This window comes from Streptomyces sp. yr375 (assembly GCF_900110755.1).
In the GTDB taxonomy this organism is placed as follows: domain Bacteria; phylum Actinomycetota; class Actinomycetes; order Streptomycetales; family Streptomycetaceae; genus Streptomyces.
Window position 1 is genome coordinate 133,508 of record NZ_FOFF01000004.1, and the last position, 16,854, is coordinate 150,361.

The following is a 16,854-nucleotide window of genomic DNA, read 5'->3' on the forward strand; positions in this document are numbered from 1 at the left end:
ACCGTTTCCGCAAGGTGCAGGTCCAACTCGCCCCCACGGAGATGGCGTTGACGCAACGTTCGCACGGCTCGCAGTTACGGCGGCCCACGCTGGAGGACGTCGCCCGGCGGTCGGGGGTCTCCAAGTCGACCGTGTCGCGGGTGGTCAACGGGGAGCCCCGGGTGCGGCCGGAGGTCGTCGAGCGGGTCCGTGAGGTCGTGTCCGAGCTGGGGTACGTCCCCAACCAGGGCGCACGGCAGCTCGTCACCCACCGCACGGGCGCCGTCGCGGTCGTCGCCGCGCACCCCGCCGACCGGCTCTTCCTCGACCCCTTCTTCGACTGCCTCCTGCGCGGCATCCGCCGCGAACTCGCCCGCCACGGCGCTCAGGCCGTCCTGCTCTTCCTCGACGAGCCCGACGACTACGCGCGCGTCGCCGACTACCTGGGCGGCGGCCACGTCGACGGCGCGCTGCTGTTCTCCCTGCGCCCCGGCGACCGCCTGCCGGAGATGGCCGACCGCCTCGGCCTGCCCACCGTCTTCGGCGGCCGTCCCCTCCTGCGCGACGGCGACACCGTGCACGGCCACGCCTACGTCGACGGCGACAACCGCGGCGGCGCCCGCCAGGCCGTCCAGCATCTGGTCGCCCTCGGACGGCAACGCATCGCCACCGTCGCCGGCCCCTACGACCAGGAGAACTCCGCCGCCGACCGCCTCGCCGGCTACCACGACGTGCTGCTCGACGCCCCGGCCGACCTCGTCGAGAAGGCCGACTACACCCGGCAGGGCGGCGCCGACGCCATGGCCGTACTGCTGGACCGCCGCCCCGACCTGGACGCCGTGTTCGTCGCCTCCGACCTCATGGCGTCCGGCGCGCTCCAGACGCTGCGCGAGCGCGGTCGCCGGGTTCCGGAGGACGTGGCCGTCGTCGGTTTCGACGACATCGTCTCCATCGCCGAGTCGACCGACCCGCCCCTGACCACCGTCCACCAGGACGTGACGGAGATGGGCCGGCTGATGGCCCACCTGCTCATGCGGGACGACGGGGCACGGGACGCGACCCCGGGCGGGTCCTCCGTGGTCGTCCCGACCCGGCTCGTCCGACGGGGCTCCGCGTAAGCCATCAGGCAGGCCGCCCGGCCGCCGATCTCACTCCCCGAACCCAATACGTCCACCATGTGGAATCCCACTCCAGAGCGCGGACCGGGAATCGATACGATGAGCCCATGGTTTCCCATGACGTGAGCGAGAAGACGCCGGGCGCACTGCTCGTGGCGCGGCTGCACGTCGACCTGTGCAGGCTCGCCAGCGCCATCTGTTGACGCCGCCCCGGCCGCCGTACGGCCGTGTGCCGCGGCGCTCAGCCGCATGCGACCCGCTCCGACCCGTTCCGAAACGAGCCGCCCGCACCCGCCCCGCACCTGCCCACCCCGCACCGCCCCGCACCTTCCTCTTCCTCCCGACAGGAGCCCTGACCCATGGCCATCGAGGTCCGCATCCCGACCATCCTCCGCCAGTACACCGACGGTCAGAAGGCGGTGGAGGGCAGCGGTGAGACCCTCGCCGACCTGTTCACCGACCTCGAGACCCGGCATGCGGGAATCCACGCCCGCATCGTGGACGACGGCAAGCTGCGCCGCTTCGTCAACGTGTACCTGAACGACGAGGACGTCCGCTTCGTCGACGGCATCGACACCAAGCTGACCGACGGCGACACCGTGACCATCCTGCCGGCCGTGGCCGGCGGCATGGCCTAGGCCGGCAGACCGGCGATGCGTTACGACTCCCCGCTGGCCGCGGTGGGCAACACCCCTCTGGTGCGCCTGCCGCGGCTCTCGCCGTCCGCCGACGTCCGCATCTGGGCGAAACTGGAGGACCGCAACCCCACCGGCTCGATCAAGGACCGCCCCGCCCTGCACATGGTCGAGCAGGCGGAGAAGGACGGCCGCCTCACCCCCGGCTGCACCATCCTGGAGCCGACCTCCGGCAACACCGGCATCTCCCTCGCCATGGCGGCCCGGCTCAAGGGCTACCGCATGGTGTGCGTGATGCCGGAGAACACCTCGCAGGAACGCCGCGAGCTGCTCGCCATGTGGGGCGCCGAGATCATCCCCAGCCCCGCCGCCGGCGGCTCCAACACCGCCGTCCGCGTCGCCAAGGAGCTCGCCGCCGAGCACCCCGACTGGGTGATGCTCTACCAGTACGGCAACCCCGACAACGCCGGCGCCCACTACGCGACGACCGGCCCGGAGATCCTCGCCGACCTCCCGTCGATCACCCACTTCGTGGCCGGGCTCGGCACCACCGGCACCCTCATGGGCGTCGGCCGCTACCTGCGCGAACACAAGCCGGACGTCAAGATCGTCGCCGCCGAGCCGCGCTACGACGACCTGGTGTACGGCCTGCGCAACCTCGACGAGGGCTTCGTACCCGAGCTGTACGACGCCTCCGTCCTCACCACCCGCTTCTCCGTCGGCTCGGCGGACGCGGTGACCCGTACCCGGGAACTCCTCCAGCAGGAGGGCATCTTCGCGGGCGTCTCCACCGGCGCGGCCCTGCACGCCGCGATCGGCGTCGGCCGCAAGGCGCTGAAGGCGGGGGAGAGCGCCGACATCGCGTTCGTCGTGGCCGACGGCGGCTGGAAGTACCTCTCGACGGGCGTCTACACGGCGGCCACGACGGAGGAAGCGATCGAGACCCTCCAGGGCCAGCTCTGGGCGTAGCAACTTCTACGGCGTAGGGCGTCGGGCGGTGCAGGGCTTCAGGTAGCCAGGTGACGGACCTGGTCCCACAGGACCGGGTCCACCACACCCACCCGGCGCCGGAAGTCCCGCACCCGGACCTGGCGCAGCTCGTCCGTCTCCAGGAAACTCGGCCGCCCCTGCGCGTCCCCGACCGCGCCCGGCGGCAGCGGGATCACCCCGGCCCGCTCGTCGTGGTACTTGCTGGTGATCTTCGCGACGGTGACCCGGTCCCCGCGCACCATGAGCACCAGACAGGGCCGGTCCTTCGCACCCGGCCCGTCCTCGAACGGCACGTTCGCCCACCAGATCTCGGCGGGCCGCGGATGCCCGCCGACGCCGTACCGCTGCGTCGTCCGGCCCGGCGCCCGCCCCGGTGGCCGGCCCGGCGGACGGGTCCGGCGCTCCCGCTGCCGATGCCCCCGCCCCCAGCCGTCCACGAGCGTGGCGACGAGCGCCAGCAGTATCACCGCCGCGAGCGCGAGCCACCAGGACGTGTCCATACGACGACGTTACCGGCGCGCGACAACCAGTGCGCGCCCTCTCGCGCACCGCACACGCCCCCAGTCCAGCCGAACCGGTGACACCACAGGTGAGTTCGCCCACAACGGCCCCTGGCGGAGGAGCGACCCGGGGTTTCGCGCCTTACGCTCGACGGACCGCACGACACCTGACGACACCTGTCGTCCCGTTCGACGATCACTCGCTCCACGACCCGTCCCCCGGATCCTTCCCGGTACTTTCTCGGTACTTCCGGGTTTCCCGCCAGCGGAGGTTTCTGTTTCATGAAGCTCACCGTCGTCGGCTGCTCGGGGTCGTTCCCATCCGCGGAATCGGCCTGCTCGAGCTACCTCATCGAGGCCGACGGCTTCCGGCTGCTTCTCGACATGGGCAACGGCGCCCTGGGCGAGTTGCAGCGCCACTGCGGTCTCTACGACCTCGACGCGATCTTCCTGAGTCATCTGCACGCCGACCACTGCATCGACATGTGCGCGTACTTCGTCGCGCGCTACTACCGGCACGACGGCGGGCGCTGCGACCCGCTCCCGGTCTACGGCCCGGAGGGCACCGAGCACCGCCTGACCACGGCCTACGCCGACACGCCCTCGGCGTCCTCGATGAGCGAGGTCTTCGACTTCCACACGGTCAAGCCGTCCACCTTCGACGTCGGCCCGTTCACCGTGCACACGGAGCGCGTGGCGCACCCGGTGGAGGCGTACGGCATCCGCGTCGAACACGGCGGCAGGTCGCTGACCTACTCCGGTGACACCGGCGTCAGCCCCGCGCTGGAGGAACTCGCCCGCGACACCGACCTGTTCCTGTGCGAGGCCGCCTTCACGTACGGCAAGGAGAACATCCCCGACCTGCACCTCAACGGCCGCGAGGCGGGCGAGACGGCGAGCCGGGCGGGCGCGCGCAAGCTCGTGCTGACCCACATCCCGCCGTGGACCGACCCCCAGATCAACCTGGCCGACGCCCGAGCGGTGTTCGACGGCCCGGTGGAACTGGCGGCGCCGAGAGCGACGTACGAGATCTAGGCCGAGCCCAGGCCGAGCCCAGGCCGAGCCGAGGCCGAGCCCGGCCACGCAGGTCATGCGAAGGCCCCGGAGCAGTTCAGGGCTCCGGGGCCTTTCGTGTGCGTATCGCGTGTTGCTTGCCGTATGCGCTACGCCTTGGTGAGGTCCTCGAGCTCTTCCTCGGGTTCGCGGCCCGGGGTGGGGATGTTCCACCTGACGATGGCGAAGCGGAAGACGGAGTAGTAGATCGCCGCGAACACCAGGCCGATCGGGATGATCATCCAGGGCTTGGTGGCGAGGTTCCAGTTGAGGAAGTAGTCGATCGCGCCGGCCGAGAAGCTGAAGCCGTGGTGGACGCCCAGAGCCCACGTGACGGCCATGGACAGGGCCGTCAGCACCGCGTGGATGACGTACAGCACCGGGGCGATGAACATGAACGCGAACTCGATCGGCTCGGTGATGCCGGTGACGAACGAGGTCAGCGCGAGCGAGAGCATCATGCCGCCGACGGCCTTGCGGCGCTCGGGCCGGGCGGTGTGCGTGATGGCGAGGGCGGCGGCCGGCAGCGCGAACATCATGATCGGGAAGAAGCCGGTCATGAACTGGCCCGCGGTCGGGTCGCCGTGGAAGAAGCGCGGGAGGTCACCGTGCCAGACGGCGCCGGAGGAGTCCTTGAAGCTGCCGATCTCCTGCCAGGCCACCGTGTTGACGAACTGGTGCATGCCCACGGGCAGCAGCGCGCGGTTGACGGCGCCGAAGATGCCCGCGCCCACCGCGCCGAGGCCGGTCATCCACTCGCCGAAGTTGGTGATGACGTCGCCGACGGGCTCCCACACCAGGCCGAAGAAGACGCCGACGCCGGTGCCGATGAAGGCCATCAGGATCGGGACCAGCCGGCGGCCGTTGAAGAAGCCCAGCCAGTCGGGGAGCTTGGTGCGGTGGAACCGCTGCCAGGTGACCGCGGCTATCAGGCCCATGATGATGCCGCCGAAGACCTTGGGGTCGTTGTAGGTCGCGGCCACGTCCGCGCCCTTGGTGATCTGCGCGTCGCTGATGGGGAACGCGGTCAGGACGTTCTTGTAGACGAGGAAGCCGACCAGCGCGGCGAGGGCGGTCGAGCCGTCGGCCTTCTTGGCGAAGCCGATGGCGATACCGACGCAGAACAGCAGCGGCAGGTTCGCGAAGACGGCGTCGCCGGCGGTCCCGAACACGGCCGCGACCTTGTTCCAGCCGAGGCCGTCCTTGCCGAAGACGTCGGGCTGGCCGAGTCGTAGCAGGATGCCCGCCGCCGGCAGCACGGCGATCGGGAGCTGCAGGCTGCGGCCGACCTTCTGCAGGCCCTGGAACAGGCCGGATCCCCACTTCTTCGCGGGGGCCGCCGTGGGCGCGGTGGCGGTGGTCATAGACTTCCTCCAACGTGGTGGTCTACACCACTCAGTGGTGTAGACCATGTTCTAGCACGATGAAGGCGGCATAAGGAACCCATTGGGGGCCTATGCCTTTCTGACGTCCTGTCGCTCGTCCTCCGGCTCCCGGCCCGGCGTCTTCAGGTCGAACTTCGTGATCGCGAAACGGAAGATCACGTAAGAGAGGGCGCAGCGCGAACATCGCGATCGGGAAGAAACCGGACGTGAACTGCCCCGCCGCCGGGTCGCCCGCCGGGAACATGTTGATGTCACCGTGCACCACCATCCCGTCCGGCTTCGTGTAGCCGCCGAACCGGAACCGGATGGGCACGTTCAGGAACCGTCGGCCTTCTTCGCCATGCCGATGGCCACGCCCACGCAGAACGGCATCGGCAGCCCCAACTCGGCGTTGAGCAGCGCCCGCCCGCGTCGGCCATCACCTTCGAGACGTCCGTCCAGCCGAGCCCTTCGTCCCCGAACACATCAGGCCGGCCGAGCCGGTTGAGGATGCCGGCAGTCGGCGCCGCCGGGCCGGGCCGGTCTCGCTCTCGGCGCTCGCGGCGCTCCCTGCACTCATCGTTTGGCGACCGCCTGTCAGGTGGTGTAGACCAGCTACGGACGATTGGGCTGCTGTGAGGTCATCCTTCGGCACACGCACCGCAATCGCTCGCGAAGTTGGGCCAACTGTGGGTTACTGCGACAAAGCCGTTCATATGGCGGTTCGCATCAGGGAATTCAGGGAGACGGAACATGGCCAGCAAGGCTGAGAAGATCGTCGCCGGGCTCGGCGGCCTCGACAACATCGAAGAGATCGAAGGCTGCATCACGCGGCTGCGCACCGAGGTCGTCAACCCCGATCTGGTCGACGAAGCCGCCCTGAAGGCCGCCGGCGCCCACGGCGTCGTCAAGATGGGCACCGCCATCCAGGTCGTCATCGGCACCGACGCCGACCCCATCGCCGGCGAGATCGAAGACATGATGTGAACTGAGAGGCGAGCCGCACGCTCACTCTCGAGGGGCTCCTCCCGCCGCGGGAGGAGCCCCTCGCGCCGCTACGGCTAGGCTCAGCGTCATGTCTCGAATCGACGGCCGCACCCCCGAACAGCTCCGCCCCGTCACCATCGAACGTGGCTGGAGCAAGCACGCCGAGGGCTCCGTCCTCGTCTCCTTCGGCGACACGAAGGTCTTCTGCACCGCCTCCTTCACCGAAGGCGTCCCCCGCTGGCGCAAGGGCAGCGGCGAGGGCTGGGTCACCGCGGAGTACTCCATGCTTCCGCGCGCCACCAACTCCCGCGGCGACCGCGAGTCCGTGCGCGGCAAGATCGGCGGCCGCACCCACGAGATCTCGCGCCTCATCGGCCGCTCCCTGCGCGCGGTCATCGACTACAAGGCGCTCGGCGAGAACACCATCGTCCTCGACTGCGACGTCCTCCAGGCCGACGGCGGCACCCGCACGGCCGCCATCACCGGCGCGTACGTGGCACTCGCCGACGCCATCTCCTGGGGCCAGGGCCGGAAGCTGATCAAGGCCGGCCGCCGGCCGCTCACCGGCACGGTGTCCGCCGTCTCGGTCGGCATCGTGGGCGGCATCCCGCTGCTGGACCTCTGCTACGAGGAGGACGTCCGCGCCGAGACCGACATGAACGTCGTCTGCACCGGCGACGGCCGCTTCGTCGAGGTCCAAGGCACCGCCGAGGCCGAGCCGTTCGCCCGCGACGAGCTCAACTCCCTGCTGGATCTGGCGGTTTCCGGCTGCAAGGAACTGACTGTCGTGCAGCGCGCGGCACTTGATACGGTCCTGGAAAAGTAAAGGGAACGCCAAGCGGGGCGGCGGGCGCGAGCAACCGCCCCGCCGGTCCCGGCGTCTTGGCCGGTACAAGGCGCGGCGCGAGGCGCGTCACCAGGACCTGTCTCCTGGTCCTGCGAAGGGGAGGAACCCAGTGATGTCCACGGCCGAGAGCCGACGTCCGCACCGGCGTCGTCGTACCGTCATCGCCACCGCCACGGTGGCCGTCGCCCTCACCCTGGGGCTGACGACGACCGGATGCGACGCGGTCAACAAGGCCCTGGACTGCGTCCAGACCGCCGACTCCATCGCCGACAGCGTCACCGACCTCCAGCAGGCCGTGGAGAACGCCGCGAACGACCCCACGCAGACCGAGAAGTCGCTGACCTCCATCGAGAACAGCCTCGACAAGATAGGCGACAAGACGGACAACACCGACGTCAACAAGGCGGTGGACGACCTCCAGACGGCCGTCGGCAACGTCCGTACGGCCGTCAAGGCCGGCGACAACACCCCCGACCTCAGCCCGGTCACGGACGCGGCGGGCGAACTGACGAAGGTCTGCACCCCGTAAGACCCGTAAGGGCAGGGAGATGAAGGCGGACGGACGAGGGCGGGATACTGAACCCCATGACCCGCCTGATCCTCGCCACCCGCAACGCCGGAAAGATCACCGAACTCAGGGCGATCCTCGCCGACGCAGGCCTGCCCCACGACCTCGTCGGCGCGGACGCCTACCCCGACGTCCCCGACGTCAAGGAAACCGGCGTGACGTTCGCCGAGAACGCCCTCCTCAAAGCCCACGCCCTGGCCCAGGCCACGGGCCTCCCGGCGGTCGCCGACGACTCGGGCCTCTGTGTGGACGTCCTGAACGGCGCCCCCGGCATCTTCTCCGCCCGCTGGTCCGGCACCCACGGCGACGACCGGGCCAACCTGGACCTGCTCCTGGCCCAGCTCTCCGACATCGCCGACGACCACCGCGCCGCCCACTTCGCCTGCGCGGCGGCCCTGGCCCTCCCGGACGGCACGGAACGAGTGGTCGAAGGCCGCCTACACGGCACCCTCCGCCACACCCCAACGGGCACAAACGGCTTCGGCTACGACCCGATCCTCCAACCGAACGGCGAGACCCGCACCTGCGCGGAACTGACGGCAACGGAGAAGAACGCGATCAGCCACCGGGGCCAGGCGTTCCGGGCGTTGGTGCCGGTGGTGCGGGAGTTGCTGGGCTGAGCCGGTCACGGCAACGGCCTGCGAATCAAATTCGATTCGCAGGCCGTTTGGTGTGCGGCCGGAGGGATTCGAACCCTCACGGGATTTCTCCCACGGGCTTCTAAGGCCCGCGCGTGCTGCCTATTTCGCCACGGCCGCTGAAAACGGTCATCGTGCTCGACCGGCGGCACTCATTGTACGGGGCTGCCGGGTCACCCGGCGAGTGGCACTCTGCCCTTCTGGCGACACCACGTCTCCGTCAGCGCATGGCAATTGGGGCACAAGTAGCGCAGGTTCTCTTCGCGATTGTCCCGCCAGTCGCCGTTGACGTGGTCGATCTGCAAGGTGATCGGGCGACCCCGCCACTCACCGCGGTTGCCGCACTCCGCACACGTGTACGGCACCCCGATCTCGGTCAGGGCCTGATGAAGCCGGGTCCTGTTCGTTCGTCCGGCTTGCTCCGGCAGGATGACCAGCACTCGATGCGCAGTCGGTGGCGGTGCCGGACGCTCGGGCCGTCCCCAGGACCGGCGCTTGAAGTGGCTGGTGTCGAGATCGAGACGAGAGGCGGCGCGTCGTACGCGCCGGTGATTGGTGTCGTTGACGTCCATACCGAGACCGCGCATGACATCGGCATAGCTGGTGGAGGTCCGTACGAGGCTCCGCAGCATGTCCTCGGGAATCGTCGCCCGGCGATGGGAGAAGTGGCCGATGTCGATGCGTTGGGTCGCCAGCATGCGACTCAACGTTGCCCGCGATCGGCTGTCATCGGGAACACCGAGTGCGCGCGCCACGCAGCGCACACTCGTGGCGGCAACTGCGGCCGCCCGGAGCTCTTCCGGAGTGAAGGGCAGCTCCACGTCGGGGCGATCGATGCCGGGGAAATGGCTGATGTCGATGCCGGCCGCATCGATGCGGCGTCGGATGTGGGAGAGAGTCCCTGTGGCCGGGGTTGCACCCAGTTTCAGGGCCACTTCCCGCAACGAGGACGACGAGATCGCGGCTTCCGCGATGGCGGCGTCGGGGTACTTACTCCATGGGCTGCGCTTGGTGAAGTGGCACGTATCAAGGCCGTGCCGCGTTACGTGCTCTTGCAGCACCCGCCGTTGGCCGCCACTCGGCTTGAGACCGAGCCGCCGCATCAGATCAGCCCAGTTACGTGCCTCGGCGACCTCCGGCGTGAGCCTGTCCTTGCTGTATGCGTCCGATCGTTCGGCTGCGTTCGGCATACCCATGCCCCCCGTTCCCCGGCCACCCGTTCGTGGCTCGTACGGAGTAACGAACCGCTTATCGGACAGTCACGCCCGGGACGGGAAGCGGCCCGCGGCGGGTGTGTTTCCGCGCGGGCCGCATGGTGGGGGAGGTGGGGGTCAGATGCCCAGGTCCTTGATGATTTTGGCTACGTGGCCGGTGGCGCGGACGTTGTACAGGGCGTGTTCGATCTTGCCTTGCTCGTCTACGACGAACGTCGAGCGGATGACGCCCATGTACGTCTTGCCGTAGTTCTTCTTTTCGCCGAAGGCGGCGTATGCGTCGAGGGTGGTCTTGTCGGGGTCGGCCAGGAGGGTGACCTTCAGGGACTCCTTGTCGCGGAACTTGCCCAGCTTCTCGGGGGTGTCGGGGGAGATGCCGATGACGTCGTACCCGGCGCCGGTCAGCAGGTCGAGGTTGTCGGTGAAGTCGCAGGCCTGCTTCGTGCAGCCGGGGGTCAGGGCGGCCGGGTAGAAGTAGACGATGACCTTGCGGCCCTTGTGGTCCGACAGGGACACCTCGTGGCCGTCGGCGTCGGGGAGGGTGAAGGCGGGGGCCACGTCCCCGGGCTGGAGTCGCTCGCTCATCGGGCCAGCGTAACCGGGGGTCCTGACAGTGCGGCGACGGGCAGAGCTGACAGACTGTCCGGAACAAGACACACCTGACTTCGGAGGCCTTACCGTGGCGGAGACGTCGGACACCAGAACCCCGGCGCAGATCGAGGCGGACATCAGGGCCCGCCGCGAGGTGCTGGCGGAGACGCTGGACGAGATCGGGGTGCGGGTGCACCCGAAGACCATCGTCGGGGACGCCAAGGCCAAGGTCGTCGCCAACGTCGATCACACCCTCGGGAAGGCCTACGTCCAGGCCAACCGGGTGGTGAGTGAGGTGAAGGCGCAGTTCGTGGACGAAGAGGGTGCGCCTCGGCTCGAGCGGGTCGTGCCTGTCGCGCTGCTCGTCGTCGGCGTCGTGGGGCTGCTCGCCGTCGGCCGGCGGCGGCGCGAGCGCTGATCCCGCTCAGGTAGGTTCAGTGCTGTGAGCGCCAACAGAAACGACCACGGTTCCCAGCACGACAAGCTGCCCATCCGGATGCTGCACGACCGTGTGCTCGTACGGCAGGAGGCCGGCGAGGGCGAGCGGCGTTCCGGTGGCGGCATCCTGATCCCCGCCACCGCGGCCGTCGGCCGCCGGCTGGCCTGGGCGGTGGTCGTCGCGGTCGGGCAGAACGTACGGACCGTGGAGCCGGGCGACCGGGTGCTGTACGACCCGGAGGACCGCGCGGAGGTCGAGGTGCGGGGCGTCGCGTACGTGCTGATGCGCGAGCGGGATCTGCACGCGGTGGCCGCCGACCGGTTCGAGGGGTCCGAGGACACCACCGGCCTGTATCTGTAAGCAGAGACAGCGAAGACTTTACGGACAGCGGGAAGGGCCGGTGACCATCGTCACCGGCCCTTCCCGCTGTCCGTTCCTGCCTGTTCCCGTCTGTTCCCGTAGGTCCGTCAGTCCCAGCCGGTGGCTGTCAGTTGGGGGCCCGCTGTCGTGCCCGTCGAGTTGCCCGGGTCGCCTGTCGCGCCGTCGGTGGTCGTGCCGCCGTCCGTGGTGCCCCCGTCCGTGGTGCCGCCGTCGGTCGTGCCGCCGTCCGTGGTCTGGCCCGTGGTGCCGCCGTCGGTGGTGGGGGTGCCGCCTGTCGTCGTACCGCCGGTGGTGCCCCCGTCCGTGGTGCCGCCGGTGGTCGTGCCGCCGGTCGTCTGGCCCTGGGTCTGGCCCTGCGCCTGGCCCGGGGTGCCGTCGTCGCTCGGCGTGGCGCCGCCGGTCTCGTCGGCGCTGGGCTCGTCCTGGGAGGCGGCCGGGGCCGACGGGGAGACGCTCTCCTCGCCGCCCGACTGGATCTCGAGGTCGAAGTCCTTGGCGGGGGTGCCCTTCAGCGCGGTCTTGGTGAACTGGGCCCAGATCTCGGTGGGCGCGCCGCCGCCGTTGATGCGCTCCAGGCCCATCACGCCCTTGAGGGACTTGTGGTGGGCGGTCTCCGGGTCCTGGCCCATGACCGCGACGACCGTGGCGAGGTCGGGGGTGTAGCCGGCGAACCAGGCGGCCTGGTCCTCCTCGGCGGTGCCGGTCTTGCCGGCGGCGGGGCGGTCGGCGGCCTGGGCGGCGGTCGCGGTGCCGTTCTCGACGACGCTGCGCAGGATCGACGTCGTGGTGTCGGCTGCCTTGCGGCTGACGACCTGCGAGGACTTACGGTCGGGCAGCTCCATGACGTCGGAGCCGTCCTTGGTGACCTTGCCGACCAGCGTGTACACGCCGTGCTTGCCGTGGTTGGCGAGGGTGGCGTACGCCTCGGCCATGTCCAGGACGCTGGCGTTGGCCGTGCCGAGGGCGATCGAGGGGTACGGCTGGAGGTCGGGGGTGTCGGACGGCAGGCCGAGGGCGATCGCGGTCTGCTTGACCTTGGTGGGGCCGACGTCGACGGCCATCTGCGCGTACACCGAGTTGACCGACTTGTCGGTGGCGGTACGCACGTTGATGTTGCCGTAGTTGACGTAGTCCTCGTTCTCGGGCGCGTAGGTGCCGCCGGACCAGCCCTGGATGGGGCGCTTGTTGGTGCCGTCGTAGATCGTGTTCGGGGTGATCGTGCGGTTGTCCTGGGTGGTGGAGTCGTTCTCCACGGCCGAGGTGAACACGAACGGCTTGAAGGTGGAGCCGACCTGGAAGTCCCGGCGGGTGGCGTTGTTCGTGTACTGCTTGATGTAGTCGATGCCGCCGTACAGGGCGAGGACCTCGCCGGTCTTCGGGTCGACGGCGGCGCCGCCCGCGCGGACGTAGGAGTCGACCTTGCGCTGCTTCGGGTCGAGCTTGTCCATCAGCTTGTCGTTGACGGCGTCGACGAACGCGTCCTGCTTGGCCTTCTCCAGGGTGGTGGTGATGCGGTAGCCGCCCGCCTCCAGTTCGTCGGAGGTGACGATCTTGTTGTCCTTGAGGTAGTCCTTGATCGCCGTGACCAGGTACCCGCGCTGGCCGGACATGCCGGTGTCGGCGCCCGAGGTCTCCTTGGGCGTGGGGAACTTCATGCCGGTGCGCTCGGCCTGGCTGAGCCAGCCCTTGGTGACCATGCCGTCGAGGACGTAGTTCCAGCGTGCCTGGGCGGCGGCCTTGTTCTCGGGGTGGGCGATGATGTCGTACTCGCTGGGCGCGTTGACGAGCGCGGCGAGGTAGGCGCCCTGGGCGGCGGTCAGCTTGCCGGCGTCGACGCCGTAGTAGGCCTTGGCGGCGGCCTGCATGCCGTAGGCGTTGCGGCCGAAGTAGCTGGTGTTGAGGTAGCCCTCGAGGATGTCGTCCTTGGACTTCTCGCGGTCCAGCTTGATCGAGATGAAGAACTCCTTCACCTTGCGGGTGACGGTCTGCTCCTGCGCGAGGTAGTAGTTCTTCACGTACTGCTGGGTGATCGTCGAGCCGGACTGCTTGCCCTTGCCGGTCGCGGTGTTCCAGCCGGCCCGCAGCATCGCCTTGGGGTCGATGGCGGACTCGGTGTAGAAGTCGCGGTCCTCGGCGGCGAGGACGGCGTGCTGGGCGTCCTCGGAGATCTGCGAGAGGTCGACGTTCTCGCGGTTGACGGTGCCGTCGCGGGCGATCTCGGTGCCGTCGGCGTAGAGGTAGACGTTGGACTGCTTGGTGGCGAGCGCGTTGGCCGGCGGGATCTTGACCTTGGAGTAGCCGAGGAAGAACAGGCCGACGACCACCGCGACGCACAGGACGAACAGGGCGAGCACCATCCGCCAGGTCGGCAGCAGGCGGCGCCAGCCGGTGCGCTTGGGCCGCTTCACCTTCTTGCCCTTGCCCTTGCCCTCCTGGCCGCCGTCGCCGTCCTGGGCCGGGCCGCCGTTGCCTTCCTCGCCACTTCCTCCGTCACCCGCCTCGGGCTTTCCTGGTGCTGCCCAGCCCTCGGTCGGCTGCTGCGGCTGTGGCTCGTCACTCATGTGTTGCAGGACTCCTGTGTCGCCTCGTACGTTCCCGTACGCCTGTAACGCCTCTTACACCCCGTACGTCTCTTACAACCCGTACGTCTCTTACGCCTCGTACGCGTTCCGCGCCCCCTGCTGAAGACTCTCGCACCGAGTGTTCCGTTCCCGACAATCGGCGCGTGTTCCGTCACACGCCGTGCCCGGAAAACACGTGGCACGCGGCCGGGTCGGCGCACTAGGCTCGTGCGTTTCGGTGCCGAGGGCACCAAGGGTGACAAGCGGGCGAGGAAGAAGGTTGCCTTGGGATCGGCGCGGTTGTACGTGGCCGTCGCGGCGGGGGGTTTCAGAAGGTACGCGACCTACCGGGTGGCGACGGCGGCGGGGGTGTTCACCAACACCGTTTTCGGCCTGATCCTCGTCTACACATACCTGGCGTTGTGGGACGAGCGGCCGCACCTCGGGGGCTACGACCAGGCGCAGGCGGTCACCTACGTGTGGCTGGGGCAGGCGCTGTACGCGACGTTGGCGATCCAGGGCGGCGGTTTCGAGACCGACCTCATGGAGCGGATCCGCACGGGTGACGTGGCCATCGACCTGTACCGGCCGGCCGACCTCCAACTGTGGTGGCTGGCGGGCGATCTGGGGCGGGCGGCGTTCCAGTTGATCGGGCGGGGGGTGATCCCGTTCGCGGTCGGGACGCTGCTGTTCCCGACGGCGCTGCCGGACGATCCGGTGGTGTGGCTGGCGCTGCTGGTGGCGATCGTGCTGGCGATGGTGGTCAGTTTCGCGATCCGGTTCCTGGTGGCGATGAGCGGGTTCTGGCTGCTGGACGGCACGGGCGCGTTGCAGATGCTGATGGTCATGGGCATGTTCTGCGGCGGGATGGCGCTGCCGCTGAACGCGTTCCCGGGGGCGCTCGGCGACGTCGTACAGGTGCTGCCGTGGGCGGCGCTGCTGCAACTGCCCGCGGATCTGCTGATGGGGGAGGCCGATCCGCTGCCGGTGTTCGCGTTCCAGGCGGCGTGGGCGGTGGCGCTGCTGGCGCTGGGGCGCCTGGTGCAGGGCGCGGCGACCCGACGGGTGGTGGTCCAGGGTGGCTGAGGGCGACCGGCTCGTCGGGGAGGACAACCGGGTGTGGGAGGGGCTGCGGGCCTACCGGCTGATCTCCGGGATGTGGATCCGGTCCACGCTGGCCTACCGGCTGTCGTTCGTGCTGACGGCGCTCGGCGGGCTGCTGGTGACCGGGCTGGACTTTGTCGCGATCTTGCTGATGTTCTCGCAGGTCGACGCGCTCGGCGGCTACTCGCTGCCGGAGGTCGCCTTCCTGTACGGCCTCTCGGCCACCGCGTTCGGCATCGCGGACCTGGCGATCGGCTCGATGGACCGGCTGGGCCGCCGGGTGCGGGACGGCACGCTCGACACGCTGCTGGTGCGGCCGGCGCCGGTGCTGGCCCAGATCGCCGCGGACCGGTTCGCGCTGCGCCGGGTCGCCCGGATCACGCAGGGGGCGCTGGTGCTGGGGTACGCGCTGGCGACGATGGACGTCGCGTGGACGCCGGTGAAGGTGCTGCTGCTGCCGTTGACGGTGGTCAGCGGTGCGGGGATCTTCAGCGCGGTGTTCGTGGCGGGCGCCGCGTTCCAGTTCGCGGCGCAGGACGCGTCGGAGGCGCAGGCGGCGTTCACGTACGGCGGCCAGACGATGCTGCAGTACCCGCCGACGGTGTTCGGTCACGAGCTGGTGCGCGGGGTGACCTTCGTCTTCCCGCTGGCCTTCGTCAACTGGGTGCCCGCCGCCTATGTGTTGGGGCGGCCGTACCCCCTGGGGCTGCCCGGGTGGGCGGCGTTCACACCGCCGCTGGTGGCGGTCGCGTGCTGCGCGCTGGCGGGACTGGCGTGGCGGGCGGGCCTCAGGTCGTATCGGAGTACGGGGAGTTGAGCGTGACCGACAGGGAGTTCGACGTGGATGCGGGCATGGAGTCCGACATGGGGTTCATCGAGCTGGACCGTGTCGAGAAGGTCTTCGACGTGCGCCGCAGGACCGGCTTCCTGAAGCGGGAGGTGCGGCAGGTGCGGGCGGTCGACTCGATCTCCTTCACCGTGGCGCGCGGCGAGATGGTCGGCTACATCGGGCCGAACGGCGCCGGGAAGTCGACGACGATCAAGATGCTGACGGGGATCCTGACCCCGAGCGGCGGCCGACTGCGGGTCGCGGGCATCGACCCGTCCCGCGAGCGGACCCGCCTGGCGCACCGGATAGGGGTGGTGTTCGGCCAGCGGACGACCCTCTGGTGGGACCTCCCCCTCATCGACTCCTACCGGCTGATGCACCGCATGTACCGCATCCCGGACGGCCGTTACCGCGAGAACCTCGACCGGCTCGTCGAACTCCTCGACCTGTCCGCCCTGTTGGACGTCCCCGTACGCCAACTGTCGCTGGGCCAGCGGATGCGCGGCGACATCGCGGCGGCGCTGCTGCACGATCCCGAGGTGCTCTACCTCGACGAGCCGACGATCGGCCTGGACGTGGTCTCCAAGTCCCGAGTGCGGGAGTTCCTGCGGGAGTTGAACGCCGAGCGCCGTACGACGGTGCTGCTCACCACGCACGACCTCCAGGACATCGAGCAGTTGTGTTCCCGGGTGATGGTCATCGACCACGGCCGCCTGGTCTACGACGGTGCGCTGGCGGGGCTGCACGAGGCGGGCGAGAGCGAACGGACCCTGGTGGTGGACCTGGCGCGGGAGTTGCCGCCGATCGAGGTGGGGGAGGCGGCGCGGGTGGTGAAGGTGGACGGTCCGCGCCAGTGGCTGGCGTTCCCGGCGTCGGAGTCGGCGGCTCCGCTCGTCGCGCGGATCGCGGAGCGGTATCCGCTGGTCGACCTGTCGGTGCGGGAGCCGGACATCGAGGCCGTCATCGCGAAGATGTACGCGGACCGGGAGGCGGGGCGGGAGGCCGGTCGGGAGACGGGCCGGGAGGCCGTAGTGCCCGGGGCCGGGACCTCGTAGG

19 protein-coding genes, 1 tRNA gene and 1 pseudogene are annotated in these 16,854 nt (G+C 69.6%); 14 read left to right on the forward strand and 7 right to left on the reverse strand.

Going from position 1 to position 16,854, the window contains the following annotated elements; all coding sequences use genetic code 11:
- Positions 1-41: 41 nt before the first annotated feature.
- The 4 genes from BMZ82_RS06655 to BMZ82_RS06670 all read left to right on the forward strand — a co-directional run bounded on the left by BMZ82_RS06655 (position 42) and on the right by BMZ82_RS06670 (position 2,701).
- The gene (locus BMZ82_RS06655; protein WP_093772687.1) at positions 42-1,097 is read left to right on the forward strand and encodes a LacI family DNA-binding transcriptional regulator; all 1,056 of its coding nucleotides are present in this window, start codon (positions 42-44) and stop codon (positions 1,095-1,097) included.
- Positions 1,098-1,204: 107 nt separating this feature from the next.
- The gene (locus BMZ82_RS42645; RefSeq protein ID WP_319180349.1) at positions 1,205-1,300 is read left to right on the forward strand and encodes a putative leader peptide; all 96 of its coding nucleotides are present in this window, start codon (positions 1,205-1,207) and stop codon (positions 1,298-1,300) included.
- Positions 1,301-1,456: 156 nt separating this feature from the next.
- A complete protein-coding gene (locus BMZ82_RS06665; protein ID WP_057574449.1) occupies positions 1,457-1,735 on the forward strand; it encodes a MoaD/ThiS family protein in 279 nt (92 codons plus the stop codon).
- A 15-nt stretch (positions 1,736-1,750) separates the two neighbouring features.
- Positions 1,751-2,701, forward strand: coding sequence for a PLP-dependent cysteine synthase family protein (locus BMZ82_RS06670; RefSeq protein ID WP_093772691.1), 951 nt, complete (start codon positions 1,751-1,753; stop codon positions 2,699-2,701).
- A gap of 38 nt (positions 2,702-2,739) precedes the next feature.
- On the opposite strand, the gene BMZ82_RS06675 is transcribed toward BMZ82_RS06670, so the two are convergent.
- On the reverse strand, positions 2,740-3,222 hold the full coding sequence (locus tag BMZ82_RS06675) for a type II toxin-antitoxin system PemK/MazF family toxin (protein ID WP_093772693.1): 483 nt from the start codon (positions 3,220-3,222) through the stop codon (positions 2,740-2,742).
- Positions 3,223-3,504: 282 nt separating this feature from the next.
- Here BMZ82_RS06675 and BMZ82_RS06680 point away from each other — a divergent pair, with 282 nt between their 5' ends.
- Complete coding sequence (locus tag BMZ82_RS06680; protein WP_093772695.1) at positions 3,505-4,257, forward strand: MBL fold metallo-hydrolase; 753 nt, start codon at positions 3,505-3,507, stop codon at positions 4,255-4,257.
- Between the two features lie 128 nt (positions 4,258-4,385).
- On the opposite strand, the gene BMZ82_RS06685 is transcribed toward BMZ82_RS06680, so the two are convergent.
- Both BMZ82_RS06685 and BMZ82_RS06690 read right to left on the reverse strand, forming a co-directional pair.
- Positions 4,386-5,639 (reverse strand): PTS transporter subunit EIIC, encoded by a 1,254-nt coding sequence (locus BMZ82_RS06685; protein ID WP_093772697.1) that lies wholly within the window; start codon positions 5,637-5,639, stop codon positions 4,386-4,388.
- 193 nt (positions 5,640-5,832) lie between these two features.
- Positions 5,833-6,151 (reverse strand): annotated as a pseudogene (locus tag BMZ82_RS06690) (hypothetical protein); the annotation flags it as partial.
- A 241-nt stretch (positions 6,152-6,392) separates the two neighbouring features.
- Between BMZ82_RS06690 and BMZ82_RS06695 the strand changes: the two are divergent.
- The 4 genes from BMZ82_RS06695 to rdgB all read left to right on the forward strand — a co-directional run bounded on the left by BMZ82_RS06695 (position 6,393) and on the right by rdgB (position 8,661).
- Positions 6,393-6,626 (forward strand): PTS sugar transporter subunit IIB, encoded by a 234-nt coding sequence (locus tag BMZ82_RS06695; protein ID WP_093772699.1) that lies wholly within the window; start codon positions 6,393-6,395, stop codon positions 6,624-6,626.
- Between the two features lie 88 nt (positions 6,627-6,714).
- Positions 6,715-7,452, forward strand: a complete 738-nt coding sequence (gene rph / locus BMZ82_RS06700; protein WP_093772701.1) for a ribonuclease PH — start codon at positions 6,715-6,717, stop codon at positions 7,450-7,452.
- Between the two features lie 133 nt (positions 7,453-7,585).
- Entirely contained in the window at positions 7,586-8,002 is a 417-nt protein-coding gene (locus BMZ82_RS06705) for a hypothetical protein (RefSeq protein WP_093772703.1), read from the forward strand.
- 56 nt (positions 8,003-8,058) lie between these two features.
- On the forward strand, positions 8,059-8,661 hold the full coding sequence (gene rdgB, locus BMZ82_RS06710; protein WP_093772705.1) for an RdgB/HAM1 family non-canonical purine NTP pyrophosphatase: 603 nt from the start codon (positions 8,059-8,061) through the stop codon (positions 8,659-8,661).
- Positions 8,662-8,714: 53 nt separating this feature from the next.
- On the opposite strand, the gene BMZ82_RS06715 is transcribed toward rdgB, so the two are convergent.
- The 3 genes from BMZ82_RS06715 to bcp form a co-directional block, all read right to left on the reverse strand.
- Positions 8,715-8,799: transfer RNA gene (locus BMZ82_RS06715), tRNA-Leu, on the reverse strand.
- A 53-nt stretch (positions 8,800-8,852) separates the two neighbouring features.
- Positions 8,853-9,875: an HNH endonuclease signature motif containing protein gene (locus BMZ82_RS06720; RefSeq protein WP_256251794.1), complete on the reverse strand. Its 1,023-nt coding sequence runs from the start codon at positions 9,873-9,875 to the stop codon at positions 8,853-8,855.
- Positions 9,876-10,010: 135 nt separating this feature from the next.
- Complete coding sequence (bcp, locus tag BMZ82_RS06725; protein WP_093772707.1) at positions 10,011-10,478, reverse strand: thioredoxin-dependent thiol peroxidase; 468 nt, start codon at positions 10,476-10,478, stop codon at positions 10,011-10,013.
- A 94-nt stretch (positions 10,479-10,572) separates the two neighbouring features.
- On the opposite strand from bcp, the gene BMZ82_RS06730 reads away from it, so the two are divergent.
- A complete protein-coding gene (locus BMZ82_RS06730) occupies positions 10,573-10,902 on the forward strand; it encodes a DUF3618 domain-containing protein (RefSeq protein WP_093772709.1) in 330 nt (109 codons plus the stop codon).
- Positions 10,903-10,980: 78 nt separating this feature from the next.
- On the forward strand, positions 10,981-11,283 hold the full coding sequence (locus BMZ82_RS06735; protein WP_371271164.1) for a GroES family chaperonin: 303 nt from the start codon (positions 10,981-10,983) through the stop codon (positions 11,281-11,283).
- Positions 11,284-11,390: 107 nt separating this feature from the next.
- Here the strand turns inward: BMZ82_RS06735 and BMZ82_RS06740 are convergent, their stop codons facing one another.
- Positions 11,391-13,865 (reverse strand): transglycosylase domain-containing protein, encoded by a 2,475-nt coding sequence (locus BMZ82_RS06740; protein WP_093772713.1) that lies wholly within the window; start codon positions 13,863-13,865, stop codon positions 11,391-11,393.
- A 285-nt stretch (positions 13,866-14,150) separates the two neighbouring features.
- Between BMZ82_RS06740 and BMZ82_RS06745 the strand changes: the two genes are divergently transcribed.
- From BMZ82_RS06745 to BMZ82_RS06755, 3 genes are all read left to right on the forward strand, one after another.
- Entirely contained in the window at positions 14,151-14,951 is an 801-nt protein-coding gene (locus BMZ82_RS06745) for an ABC transporter permease (protein WP_093772715.1), read from the forward strand.
- 70 nt (positions 14,952-15,021) lie between these two features.
- Positions 15,022-15,786 (forward strand): ABC transporter permease, encoded by a 765-nt coding sequence (locus BMZ82_RS06750; RefSeq protein ID WP_093772946.1) that lies wholly within the window; start codon positions 15,022-15,024, stop codon positions 15,784-15,786.
- Positions 15,787-15,821: 35 nt separating this feature from the next.
- A complete protein-coding gene (locus BMZ82_RS06755) occupies positions 15,822-16,853 on the forward strand; it encodes an ABC transporter ATP-binding protein (RefSeq protein WP_093772948.1) in 1,032 nt (343 codons plus the stop codon).
- The last annotated feature ends 1 nt before the right edge of the window (position 16,854 follow it).